10 protein-coding genes and 1 pseudogene are annotated in these 13,479 nt (G+C 34.0%); 8 read left to right on the top strand and 3 right to left on the bottom strand.

Annotation, left to right across the window (positions count from 1 at the left end):
• Positions 1 to 90 precede the first annotated feature (90 nt).
• Positions 91 to 897: an alpha/beta fold hydrolase gene (locus NSQ40_RS14035; protein WP_003198091.1), complete on the bottom strand. Its 807-nt coding sequence runs from the start codon at positions 895 to 897 to the stop codon at positions 91 to 93.
• A 198-nt stretch (positions 898 to 1,095) separates the two neighbouring features.
• Between NSQ40_RS14035 and ppaC the strand changes: the two genes are divergently transcribed.
• Positions 1,096 to 2,028: a manganese-dependent inorganic pyrophosphatase gene (ppaC, locus tag NSQ40_RS14030; protein WP_003207354.1), complete on the top strand. Its 933-nt coding sequence runs from the start codon at positions 1,096 to 1,098 to the stop codon at positions 2,026 to 2,028.
• Positions 2,029 to 2,310: 282 nt separating this feature from the next.
• Positions 2,311 to 2,763 (top strand): DUF6884 domain-containing protein, encoded by a 453-nt coding sequence (locus NSQ40_RS14025; protein WP_098187722.1) that lies wholly within the window; start codon positions 2,311 to 2,313, stop codon positions 2,761 to 2,763.
• A gap of 342 nt (positions 2,764 to 3,105) precedes the next feature.
• On the opposite strand, the gene NSQ40_RS14020 is transcribed toward NSQ40_RS14025, so the two are convergent.
• A complete protein-coding gene (locus NSQ40_RS14020; protein ID WP_016115111.1) occupies positions 3,106 to 3,468 on the bottom strand; it encodes a hypothetical protein in 363 nt (120 codons plus the stop codon).
• Positions 3,469 to 4,446: 978 nt separating this feature from the next.
• Positions 4,447 to 5,709: an APC family permease gene (locus NSQ40_RS14015; RefSeq protein WP_033796208.1), complete on the bottom strand. Its 1,263-nt coding sequence runs from the start codon at positions 5,707 to 5,709 to the stop codon at positions 4,447 to 4,449.
• Between the two features lie 125 nt (positions 5,710 to 5,834).
• On the opposite strand from NSQ40_RS14015, the gene NSQ40_RS14010 reads away from it, so the two are divergent.
• The 6 genes and pseudogenes from NSQ40_RS14010 (at position 5,835) to NSQ40_RS13985 (ending at position 13,411) form a co-directional block, all read left to right on the top strand.
• On the top strand, positions 5,835 to 6,749 hold the full coding sequence (locus tag NSQ40_RS14010; protein WP_003198102.1) for a LysR family transcriptional regulator: 915 nt from the start codon (positions 5,835 to 5,837) through the stop codon (positions 6,747 to 6,749).
• A gap of 49 nt (positions 6,750 to 6,798) precedes the next feature.
• Positions 6,799 to 8,916: a DNA helicase RecQ gene (gene recQ, locus NSQ40_RS14005; RefSeq protein ID WP_341286122.1), complete on the top strand. Its 2,118-nt coding sequence runs from the start codon at positions 6,799 to 6,801 to the stop codon at positions 8,914 to 8,916.
• A gap of 23 nt (positions 8,917 to 8,939) precedes the next feature.
• A complete protein-coding gene (locus NSQ40_RS14000; protein WP_003198106.1) occupies positions 8,940 to 9,317 on the top strand; it encodes a gamma-glutamylcyclotransferase family protein in 378 nt (125 codons plus the stop codon).
• Positions 9,318 to 9,609: 292 nt separating this feature from the next.
• Complete coding sequence (locus tag NSQ40_RS13995) at positions 9,610 to 9,897, top strand: hypothetical protein (protein ID WP_003197969.1); 288 nt, start codon at positions 9,610 to 9,612, stop codon at positions 9,895 to 9,897.
• 170 nt (positions 9,898 to 10,067) lie between these two features.
• A pseudogene (locus NSQ40_RS13990) lies at positions 10,068 to 10,976 on the top strand (LLM class flavin-dependent oxidoreductase); the annotation flags it as partial.
• A gap of 338 nt (positions 10,977 to 11,314) precedes the next feature.
• A complete protein-coding gene (locus tag NSQ40_RS13985; RefSeq protein WP_003207321.1) occupies positions 11,315 to 13,411 on the top strand; it encodes a HelD family protein in 2,097 nt (698 codons plus the stop codon).
• Positions 13,412 to 13,479 lie beyond the last annotated feature (68 nt).

Below are 13,479 nucleotides of genomic sequence, written 5' to 3'. Positions count from 1 at the left end.
TTTTAAAGGCCATTGTTTTAAATGGCCTTTTTGTTTTGATTAAAAAATGAGTTTTAAAGTTTTAACATACTAGGTCCTTTGAAAAATACGTTATGACAGTGATTGAATAAAAGAATGTAGCACATTGTTAAAATGGTCAGCTTCTTCTAGAAATGGACAATGACAGCTGTTTTCGAAAATAACGAGTTGAGAGTTATTAATATGTGCGTGTAAATGTTCGCCCGCAGCAACTGGAATTAATTTTTCTTCTCTACCGAAACAAAGTAAAGTTGGTTTTGTAATTGCATTTAATTCTTTCCGATAATCAACAACAGATTGATCGAATAAAATCGCGCTCGCAATAGATGCTGGAACCTTTGTTACCTCCTCAAGCATCCAAGTTGAATCTTCTGTAGAAAGGGGATTTTTAAACATGAGAGGGATAAAACCCTTTAGAAACTCAACTTGATTTGTTTGAACTTCTCTCATGAAATGAATAAGTGTTGGGAAATCAAAGGCACCAATAGGGAAATCGGGCCATTTAAAATCTGATGCTAATTCATCAACAATAACAGAACCTTTAATATTTTGTTCTCCAAATTGCTTTATATATTCCCATACAACAAATGCTCCCATTGACCAACCGACTAAGATAACATCTTTTAAAGATAAACTTTCTATAAAAGCATGCACATCATGGGCATAGTTTGTAATTGTATGTCCAGTTTCAATATGGGGAGAGCGCCCGTGACTTCGTAAGTCAATTGAAATCGCACGATATTTTTCACTGAAATAAGGGATTTGTTTATGAAAAAAACGGCTGCTCATCCAGACGCCGTGAATAAAAAGAATGGGTGTACCTTCTCCGCGCTCTTCGTAGTATAAGTTCACACCATTTTCAAGCTTGATAATAGGCATAACGGAAAACCTCCTTTTAATAAATGGACTTTTTATGATTTTATTCTGCTTTTCATGTTTTTTTCTCTTATATAGGAGAAGTAAGCTGTTTTTTTGTGTAAAATAGGGCAGAACCTTTATTTTATTTATAAAAAATGTGTTTAAAATATTGTCATATTTGCTTCTTTAAGATATCCTTTTCATGAAGAGGTGGAAATCATGGAAAAAGTACTAGTTTTCGGGCATAAAAACCCAGACACAGATGCAATTTGTTCTGCAATTGCTTATGCAGAGCTGAAAAAAGAATTAGGAATGAATGCTGAGCCTGTACGTTTAGGTGAAATCAGCGGTGAAACTCAATTTGCGTTAGATCATTTTAAAGTAGAAGGACCGCGTTTTGTTGAAACAGTAGCAAACGAAGTGGACAACGTGATTTTAGTTGACCATAACGAACGTCAACAAAGTGCTAACGATATCGAATCTGTTCGTGTGTTAGAAGTTATCGATCATCACCGTATTGCTAACTTTGAGACAAGCGATCCTTTATACTACCGTTGCGAGCCAGTTGGTTGTACAGCTACAATCTTAAACAAAATGTACAAAGAAAACGGCGTTGTAATTCGTAAAGAAGTTGCAGGTTTAATGTTATCTGCAATTATCTCAGATTCTTTACTATTTAAATCTCCAACTTGCACAGAACAAGACGTAGCTGCAGCTCGTGAATTAGCGGAAATCGCTGGTGTTGACGCGGAAAGCTACGGCTTAGAAATGTTAAAAGCTGGTGCAGATTTAAGCGGTAAAACAATGGAGCAATTAATCTCTCTTGACGCAAAAGAATTCCAAATGGGCGATGCAAAAGTTGAAATCGCACAAGTAAACGCTGTTGATACAAACGACGTTCTTGTACACCAAGCGGAATTAGAAAAAGTAATCTCTGCAGTAGTAGAAGAAAAAGGTTTAGACCTATTCTTATTCGTTGTGACTGATATCTTAACTAACGATTCTGTTGGTCTTGCTATCGGTAAAGCGACACAAGTTGTTGAAAAAGCATACAACGTAACATTAGAAAACAATACAGCAACTTTAAAAGGTGTTGTATCTCGTAAAAAACAAATCGTTCCTGTATTAACAGAAACGTTCCAAACTCTATAAGAGAAGTTTTGGATGAAAAGGAAAGGACAAACAGATATATGGTCTGCTTGTCCTTTTTTGTTTTTAGGAAGCATAAAATTTCGGATATTAAGGTCTGTTATTTTAATGTTTCATTTAGGGAAAATGGAACTTGGGTAGGAAGAAAAGAAAAACCTGATATTTTTATCTGTGAATTAAAAATGCTATGATTTCATTAGTAATTACTATGTCTTAAAAGTAATAATGAAAAAATAAAACAAATTATATATAGGATCGAAAGAGAAAAGAGGGAAAAAGGGAATAATGAAAAGGCTATGCATCATTCCATGTGGAAAAAAGAAAATCTGGGATCAGTATCCTGATAAGGGACCAACAGAAGCGAAGGATGTATACATTAGTCCATTCGGAAAAGCATGCCAAGCATATGCTTCGCAATTTTTTTCACACTGGGTTATTTTATCAGCTAAACATGGATTTATACTGCCAACTGATATAGTAGAAAAAAACTATGATCTTGCTTTTAATTCGAAAAGTAATGAGATTATTAGTATGGAACAACTAAAAAGACAAATGATTGAAAAGAAATTATTAGACTTTAATGAAATTGTCCTGCTTGCAGGCAAGAAGCATAAAAAAGTAGTGACAAAGTTATATCCGGAAGAAATGATTTCCTATCCGTTAGAAGACTGTAAAGGAATTGGATATATGCTGCAGAGGTTGAAGTGGGCGGTTGAAAATCATAACGAGATTCAGTGAAAGTTAAAAGAACTCGATTTATCCCGCATTAACGGGCAGTAAGCCCCCGCTGATTAAAGTTTCACTTTATATTGTACATAAGGGTGCTATGTATCGTTAGAAATATAGACTTATAAGGAAAAAAGCTAGATGAGGAGTTAATGGGCGATCCATTTTTTGTTGATGTAAAAGATGTTAATTTCCCAGTGCATACAGCTGAACATGGAATGGGTTAGTGGGAGAGGTAATTATGTTATGTAGATATTGTCAGTCTTTAGTACAACAACCAAAACAAAAGAATATAAGTGGAAAGCACCCGAATTGGGTGCTTCTATTTTTAAGAGAATTTCCATTTAGAACATACTAAACGTTATAGTTTATTACTTGCTTCATAAGGTTTCTTATCTCTTTAACTGGTGGTTTTTTATCGTATACATCAACATATGAAAAATAATAATTTAAATTTCTAACAAGACCTTTTCCAATCTTTGCACTTAGGAAAGGAAATACTTGTCCAGTGTAGTCTTCGAGAGATTTACAATAGTATTTTTCATCCAAATAAATACTATATTTACATGTTAGCTCTACTAGTGGGTTACCTTCAGAATCATATACATCTTTAGATTCAATAATGTCTATTAGTGCAAATCTATCATTAAGATAAACTTTTTTCTTCTTTTCAGGTTTATTAGAAAGAATAAAAGCGAGACCTAGTGCATTAATCAATACGTTTCCTCCTACAAATAAAAAAGATATTAATAAAATATATCGATACATGTTAAATGTAAAGTGGTAAGGCAAATGGTAAAAGATTACTGTAAATATTATTAAGGGATTTCTAGAAGATAAAAAATATTATAGAGTTGGATTTATGCAGAATTTTAAAGAAAATATTCTTGAGTAAATTATAGGGAATTTAGTTGAAGTAGATGTTAATAAAAGTGAATATAAAAGAAATGAATCCCTGCAAGGGAAGTTGCAGGGATTCATAAGGGTATTGTCGAGAATGTCGAACTCGACAAAGTAATCTTAGCATGAATTTCTTGGAAAGAAACCTGGTAAATGTGTCCAAATGAATGTCTAGTATGGGGGCTATAAGAAACCTTTCAGACAAAGTCAAAGAGACCTACTTCCCGCAGCAGGTCCCTTTAACTAGATAATGTTGATGAGCAATAACCCATCTGGAGTACTTTTATCGTAACAAATGGAAAGGGTTTTGTGTATTGAGAAAAAATTTTAAGCAGACATTTACGGTAGTCATATATATGTCGAATTTTTACGCTTGTGTTCAATTCATAGAGTAATGAAGGAATAAAAAAGACCTGCAAGTAAGAAGCAGGTCGTAAGAAGGGGCTTTAATCCAACAGATTAATTAAACGTTATCAATTGTAATGAATGAAGTCCATAGGTTATGTGTTGAGAAACTTTATATGAAAGATATTAACGTTTTGTATTCTTGAAAAAGAGATTGAAAAGAGATGTGAAAATCTTCCTATACGAGAATAAAGGTCTATATTTATAAAGAGATTCATATTTCCAAGCATCACGATTAGAAACCTTGAGTTGTTTATTCGAAGAGCGAAAAACAATTAGATTATTGTTGCGTTTCATAAATAAACCTCCCTTAATTTGATGCGGATATATTATGGGAATGAATCTGTAATTTGTGTGAGAAATAGTTTAAATGAGAATCTTTTCTTTTCATTATCGTATTGAAATTTCCTTTTCATAAGTATTTGGTCTGTTTTTGAAGTACTGTAACCCATAGAAACCAACTAGTATTCCAATACTTATTAAAATCCAGATGGAAGAGAAAGAGAGAATGATAAGAAAACAGACAATCAAACTTAAAGAAAGAATTTTGTTAAAGAGACCTGGTAATAATTTATATGCTGCAAAGATTCCACAAATGGCATTACAGATAAAGAAAGCATTTGCAATGGCTACAATTTGTTCTACTGTAATGAAATCGTTATAAAGACAGATAAATACAATGGTATGTACGCCGATTAAGAAAAGTAAAGAATAGATTGATACATTCGATTTCGTACGATAGGAAAGTGTATATAATTTCTTTATATATTTTGCTTCAGAAGCGATAAGACGCGAGACCCCGCCAACAACTAATAAATATGTACTCATGCAAAGAACAGTAGTAATAAAAGCGATAAGAGGAACAGCAAACTCTCCAAATAAAGTAGCTAATATGGCTGTTATTCGTAAGTCTTCTTGATGTGAACTAGGAATTACAATCCATTGTGTGGCGCCTGCCACGACAAGACAAACAACCGTTACAGTAAGTGTGCTTATCGTAATTGCTTGTGGGATGGTTTTTTTTCGATTTTTGACATCCATACTGTAATTCCCAATAATCTCCCAACCTACTAAAGCCCAAAAGAGCAATAAAATACTATATCCAAAATCTCCAAAAGAAAAAGATGTTTGAACTAGCTGTTCCGATCGAAAATGAGGGATAGAACGAATTCCACCGCTCAATAAAAGAACGGTTGCAGCTGTTGAAAATACAAATGATATTTTTCCAATAGATGATATATCTAATAATAAAATCAATACACAAAGGCACATTAAAAGAAAACCAATTCCCTCTAATGGAACTTTAAAGTTTGAAAATAAAGCCGCTATATATTGACTGGCTGTCATAAGAACAGCTGTAGGTCCTAGACAACCTGCTATGATAAAGAAAATAGAAGTTAATTGCTTCATAGAAGGTCCAAAAGCTTGATCTACCGCATGTGCAACCCCAGATTCACTAGGGAAGAGAATACTTAACTTACCAAATAAGGAAGCGAATAGAAAACCAATTCCCATAATAAGTAGCCAAGCGATAATGGCATAATCTCCAGTTGTTTTGTAGATAAGTGGAGGAAGTAAAATAATCCCAGACCCTAAAATTGGACCAATAATTAAACCGCTGAGCAGTACTGGTCCTAATTTTTTCTTTCTCATATATGTATACATCTCCTTTTGAAAAATTGTGTTTCTTCTATTGTAATTCGAGTTTATCTATCAGTAAAATAGATATATATGAAGTTATTAATCGGAAATTGCGATGTTAGAATGGAGAGATTGAGATGGAGATTCGGCATTTAAAAACATTTAAAACAATTGTTGAATTAGGAGGATATACACGGGCAGCCGACTATTTAGGATATGCACAATCTACTGTAACAGGGCATATTCAAGCAATTGAACAAGAAATGGGACAGCCTTTATTCAATCGATTAGGGAAAAAAATGGTGTTAACAGATGTAGGAAAGCATCTACTGCCTTATGCAAATGAAATGATTGCTTTGTCTGAGAAAGCAAAACAAATCCCAAGTGTGGATAATGAGATTACTGGAAAAATTGTAATTGGTGCCCCAGAATCATTAACAATTTACCGCTTGCCCTCTATTCTTCATGAATATAAAAAGAAGTATCCAAAAGTAAAAATTACATTAAAAGCTTCAACGTGTCGGGAATTGAGAAATGATTTAAAGAGTGGAAATATAGATATTGCTTTCCTCTTAGACACTGAGCGTCATGAAGAGGATTTACATATTGAGCAACTTGTCATGGAGCAAATGGCATTTGTTTTTCCAAAAGATTACACTGTGACACAAACAGATTCGCAAGATGTCCAATTTTCTCAAGAGGAAACGTTTTTGTATACGGAACGTGGTTGCAGTTATCGAGCATTTTTTGAGCATTATTTACAAAGACAAGGCATTCAGCATGAAAGTACATTTGAATTTTGGAGCATTGAGGCGATAAAGCAATGTGTCATGTGCGGATTAGGAATTTCTTTATTACCAATTATTACGGTTGGGCAAGAGCAGAAAGACAAGAAACTACAAGCTGTTATTTTAAATGAAGCAAAGTTTGCAACACAACTTGTATATCATAAAAATAAATGGTTTTCTCCAGCTTTACATGAGTTTTTAATGATTATTCGTAAGCATGCGAAGGGATGGAGAGAAGTAGAGAGTACAGTAACTTTTAACTAATGATATAATATTAATAGATGAAAGACTAAGAAAAGCAGGTGAATCTTTTTTGTTTACAAAAGCACAAGAACTTTTAGCTTCCTATTTTGGCTACTCGTCATTCCGTAGAGGGCAGGATGAAACAATTAAAAATGTATTGGCTGGAAAAGATACAGTTTGTATTATGCCAACAGGCGGTGGCAAATCAATTTGTTATCAAATTCCAGCACTAGTATTTGAGGGGACGACATTAGTTATCTCACCTTTGATCTCACTTATGAAAGATCAAGTAGATACATTAGTACAAAACGGGATTTCAGCTACATATATTAATAGTTCTATTTCAATTACAGAAGCAAATCAACGAATCCAATTAGCGAAACAAGGTCATTATAAGTTGTTATATGTGGCGCCGGAGCGTCTTGATTCAATGGAATTTGTAGATCAATTAATTGATATGAAGATACCGATGATCGCAATTGATGAAGCACACTGTATTTCACAATGGGGACATGATTTCCGCCCGAGTTATTTACATATACACCGCATATTAGATTATCTTCCAGAAAAACCACTTGTACTTGCGTTAACCGCGACTGCAACACCGCAAGTGCGTGAAGATATTTGTTGTGCTCTTGAAATTAATCAAGAGAATACAATTATGACAACCTTTGAAAGGGAAAACTTATCATTTTCAGTGATTAAAGGGCAGGACCGAAATGCATATTTAGCAGATTATATTCGTCAAAATAAAAAGGAATCTGGAATTATTTATGCAGCGACAAGAAAAGTTGTTGATCAGTTGTATGAAGATTTATATAAAGCAGGGGTTTCAGTTGCACGTTATCATGCCGGAATGAATGATCATGATCGTAATGAACAGCAAGAGCGATTTTTACGTGATGAAGTGAGTGTTATGGTAGCGACATCTGCATTTGGTATGGGGATAGATAAATCAAACATTCGTTATGTGATTCATTATCAACTCCCGAAAAATATGGAAAGTTATTATCAAGAAGCAGGACGTGCTGGTCGTGATGGGTTAGATAGTGAATGTATTTTGTTATATTCTTCTCAGGATGTACAAGTGCAGCGTTTTTTAATTGATCAATCTACTGGGGAATCACGTTTCTCAAATGAACTTGAAAAACTGCAACATATGACAGATTACTGCCATACAGAACAATGTTTACAATCATTTATTCTAGAGTACTTTGGAGAAGAGCCGAAAGAAGATTGTGGACGCTGCGGGAATTGTACGGATGAACGTGAGAGCGTCGACGTTACGAGAGAATCACAAATGGTCTTATCTTGTATGATTCGAACAAATCAGAGATTTGGAAAACAAATGATTGCGCAAGTGTTGACCGGGTCCAAAAATAAAAAAGTAATAGAATTTGATTTCCACACATTACCAACTTATGGTCTTTTATCGAATCGTAGTGTAAAAGAGGTAAGTGAGTTTATTGAGTTTTTAATTTCAGAAGAGTTAATTGCGGTGGAACATGGGACTTATCCAACATTAAAAGTAACAGCTAAAGGAAAAGAAGTATTACTAGGAAATGAAAATGTGTTACGGAAAGAAAGAGTGGAAACAAGACAAATTGTACAAGACCATCCACTGTTTGAAGTGCTTCGTGAAGTGCGAAAAGAAATCGCACAAGGAGAAGGTGTACCACCGTTTGTTATCTTCTCTGATCAAACGTTAAAAGATATGTGTACGAAAATGCCACAAAGTGAAAATGAGTTACTACAAGTAAAAGGGATTGGTGAACATAAACTTGTTAAGTATGGTTCTCACTTTTTACAAGCAGTCATTCATTTTATGGAACAAAACCCAGATTACGCTGAGACAATTAAAACAGAGGTTGTTACTGAACGTAAGAAATCTGGAAAAGCATCGGCAAATTCTCACTTAGAAACATATGAAATGTATAAACAAGGAACGGAGTTAAGTACGATTGCAAAAGAACGAGGCTTATCACGTCAAACGGTTGAAAATCATTTAATTCGTTGTTTTGAAGAAGGAATGGAGGTTGATTGGCCAAGTTTTGTTCCAACAGAATACGAATCTCTTATTGAAACAGCAGTACAAAATGCAGAAGGCGGATTAAAGTCAATTAAAGAACAACTTCCTGATGAAGTGAGTTACTTTATGATTCGTGCTTATTTGCAAATAAGAAAATAGAAAAGTACTAAGGGGATAGGGAAATGCACTATGTTTTTGTTTACGGCACATTAAGAAAACAACAAACAAATGCTCATTACTTACATGGGGCAACATGTATAGCTGAAGAAGCATGGACTTATGGGAAACTATTTGATACAAATGAAGGTTATCCTGCAATGATTCTTTCGAGTGATAATAAGGTATATGGAGAAGTATATGAAGTAAGTGATGAGATTTTAAAAAAGTTAGATGAACTTGAAGAGTATACAGGTAATCCTGAAAAAGATTTATATGACCGGATTACACAGACCGTCTATTTTGGGGATAGAAGTATAGGGGCATATGTCTATATTGCACAAAATGACGGGATGTTACAGAGACCAATAATTACTGGTGATTGGGTGAGCTATCGAAATTGAATCGATAAGGGAAGTAAGGAATTGTTTCTTATAGTACAAATAGTAATTACATTTTAATTGATAAATTTATATCAAAAACGCGATTCTTTCTGTATATTTCTACAAAAAGAATCGCGTTTTTTTCATTATGTGGATAGAAATTTATAATATCTTGATAGTGATGGGGCGAGACTCCATTATGTTAAATCGATAATATAATGACACAATTGACAAAACATGCGACACTGTTATAATAGTACATTGTTATATAGGTAACAAAACATTGTTTTTTTAGCGAGAAGGGTGTGTAATTATGAAACAACATAATGAAAAAATGAGTGGAAAAGATCAAAAAATTAAAGTTGAACGTGTACAAACTGGCATTAGAATGGAAAAAAGAATGGTAAAAGTTTTGAAAGCGATGGCAGAGTATCATGATATTTCACTAGGCGTTCTTCTTGAAAGAATAGTTCTTCATGCTTTTGAAAACAAACCTGTATTTAGCCAAGAGAGTCTTGAAAAGGTTAAAGCTATAAAAGAAGTTTATGATATGGATTATGGTTTAGAAATCAGCCGTAGGTGGAATGATTCGGAAAATTAGAGTGATTATTTTTAAGTACATTATCATCTGGATTTCTTGAAAACAATCCGTGAAATAAAGAAGCTAAATAAAATTATCAGGAGCGATATGAAATGAAATTTAGTACATTAACAATATTTGACAATTAACCCGATCAATTATCCCGAACTTCTAGACAATTCTATAATGAGGTATTGGAGCAAGCCATTCGGGCTGAAGAAATGAATTTTGACGGAGTATGGTTTACAGAACATCATTTCTCAGATTTTGGTATTAATCCCTCCCCAGCAGTTCTGCTCGCTGCGGTATCTCAAAGGACGAATAGAATTCGCCTTGGTGTGGGTGTTTCAGTACTTCCATTACACAACCCTATACGAGTTGCTGAAGATTATGCGATGGTTGATCTTTTATCAAACGGAAGATTAGATTTTGGGTTAGGTAGTGGATATGCACAGAAGGAATTTGATGGTTATAATATTTCATTGGAGGACAAAACTGAGCGTTTTAACGAGTCTCTAGAAGTGTTACGTAAGGCGTGGTCAGGTAAGCCTTTTTCCCATCAAGGAAAGTTTTTTCAATACAATGATCTTAAACTTAGTGTCCAGCCAATACAAGCTCCGTTTCCGCCTCACTGGATTGCAACCTCTAGTGAAAAAGGTGTTAGTCATGTTGCTAGTATGGGAAGCAATTTCATGGGCCTTGGGTTTAGTAAATCACGGGATGAATTAGCAAAGCTGATTGATACATACAAAAATATGTATCTGAAATCAGGATACGGTAATCCAGACCAGTTAGAAATCCCTGTTGCATTTCATGTTCATGTTGGTGAAACATATGTAGATGCTGAATCCAATGCAAAAGATCCTTATCAACTATTTATGAATACTCCGCGTGGGACGAATATCTCATATGAAGACCTTAAACATAAATTCAATCCAGTAATAGGAAGTCCTGATGAAGTTATTAAACAAATTCAGTCCTACAGGGAAATAGGTGTTACGAATTTTATGGCAGTAATGAATTTTGGTGGATTAGAACATCATAAAGTGCTTTCATCCTTAGACTTATTTGGCAAGTATGTAATTCCAGCATGTAAGTGAAAAATTGATAGGACCAATTACACTTCAAAAAAGATGGTTTTATTTACTCCGACTGGGAATTAATAGCTTAATAAGTGAATTTAGCATATAAATTTCATATTTGATGGCGATGGGATTTTATTTATGCCTTTATCTATTTTATCAATGAACATTTTTGTACGAATGTTTATCGTATAAAAGAAAAAAATTAAATAATGAATAGTGAAAAAAGGCGGGATTTTTTCTTGTATTCTTATATTTTAGAAAATTCCAACTCGAACTATTGACTTTATAAATGTATTTTTTATACAATTGTATCTCGACTGAAAAATTCGAACGGACAGGAGGGAATCAGCATTATGAGTACTATATTTGAAGAAGAATTACAGCGGATGAAAAAAACTTTATCTACAATGGATGAACAACTAGACAAATTGGAAAAAATTCCAGTTTACTATGGCGAGGATTTTAAAGAACAAATACTTGAAAGTATGAGGGAGTCAAATCGGCAAAACCTACGTATTGGTGTGCAAGAACCATACTTTGGGCGATTAGATTTTCAGGAGGATGGACAGCCAGAACCAAACCCGATTTATATTGGTAAAGTAGGTGTTTCTGATGAAGAAACGATGAAACCAATTGTTATTGACTGGCGCGCACCTGTTGCTAGTATGTTTTATTCATTTACTGGTGGTGAAGAACCGGCTTTTTATCATTCACCAGATGGCTTAGTAGAGGGCGATGTGTATTTAAAAAGGAACATTGCTATTCGCAAAAGAGAACTGGAACGTGTTGTTGATACATATGTAAAAGGAAGTGAAGATGTATCTCTTGCAGATGATTTTCTTCTATATCGATTAGGTGAAAACAAGGATAATAAATTAAAAGATATCGTTTCGACGATACAATCTGAACAAAATGACATTATTCGTGCAGAGAAAAACATGCCATTATTAATTCAAGGGGTTGCAGGAAGCGGAAAAACAACAATCGCTTTACATCGCCTTGCTTTTTTAATTTATGAATATCGCGAGCAGCTAGAGGCAGAGAGAATGATTGTATTTGCTCCAAACAGTTTGTTTTTAGATTATATTTCTAGTGTACTTCCTGAACTTGGTGTAGGAAATATTAGGCAAACAACATTTCAAGATTGGGCGCTAAATACATTAGATGCTGCGGTGAAATTGAAAGATACTGACGAAAAGTTGAAAGAAGCTTTTTCGATAAATCGCGATGATAAAAAGGTTATGCTCGGTAAATTAAAAGGAACGATGAAATTCAAGTCATTTATTGAAGAAAATATTGTTCAATTTGAAAAGAATTTATTGCCAACAAAAGATTTTGAGGCATGGGATAAAGCATCTATTGCAGTAGAAGAAATTAGAAAATGGATGCAAGTGGAATATAAGCACTATCCATTAAGGAAGCGTAGAGAAAGATTAGTCGGTCGAATAAAGCGCTGGATTGAGATTGAACTTAAAAAGTTTGAAGGAACAAATGAGAAAAAAGCATTAAAAAAAGAAGCTACAAAGAGATTAAATGCCTATATGAAATTTTGGCCTAAAATGAGCCCGCTATCATTTTATAGTTCGATGATAAAGCAAAAAGAAATATTGGAAGTTTTGCCTGAAGAACTTGTTCAAGAAACAGAAAAAAATTGCCGTAAAAAAGAAGTGTATGTAGAAGATTTAGCACCTCTTATTCATATTCACCATCGATTAGCAGGTATCGAAATCGGGCAAAAATTCCACCATGTTGTTATAGATGAAGCACAAGACTTTTCACCATTCCAAATTTATATATTAAAGGAAATTACAATGGGTAACTCGTTTACGATTTTAGGTGATTTATCGCAAGCAATATATGATTATCAAGGGATTGAAGACTGGAATGACTTTAAAGAAGTATTTCAAGAAACCGGTTATTATGAACTGACGAGGAGTTATCGTTCTACAAAAGAAATTATTGAATTTGCAAATGAAGTCATTAAAAATGCTGAAATTCCAGTAGGACTCGCAACCCCTGTTTTCCGTAGTGGTGAGAAAGTAAAGGTTATTTCTACGGACAATCAATTTGCCGCAATTGTAAAGACTCTACAACATATGCAGAATGAAAATGTGAAGACGATTGCTGTTATAGGAAGAACAGATGATGAATGTCGTGATATATATGAAAAGTTAACAGCTACAGGAATCACTGCTAACGTCATCGAAGCAAACCAAAGTAAATATGAGGGTGGTATTTCAGTTGTACCTGTGTATTTAGCAAAAGGATTAGAATTTGATGCGGTACTTCTTGTTGATGTTGATGAAGTACATTATAAAGGTACGAAGCATGATGCAAAATTATTATATGTTGGATGTACAAGATCTCTCCATGATTTGCGAATTTTCTATTCTGGGGAAGCATCACCTTTAATTCAAGGAATACAAGAAGAGTTTTATGAAAGTAAATAATAGATGTTTCAATAGGATTTTCAAGTAATGAGGTAGCACCCCATCGTCATCAACCTAACGAAATTAAA

It is taken from the genome of Bacillus sp. FSL K6-6038 (genome assembly GCF_038050455.1).
GTDB lineage: Bacteria > Bacillota > Bacilli > Bacillales > Bacillaceae_G > Bacillus_A > Bacillus_A pseudomycoides.
Note: the sequence above shows the minus strand (reverse complement) of the source record. Positions and strands in the feature narration are given on the sequence as shown.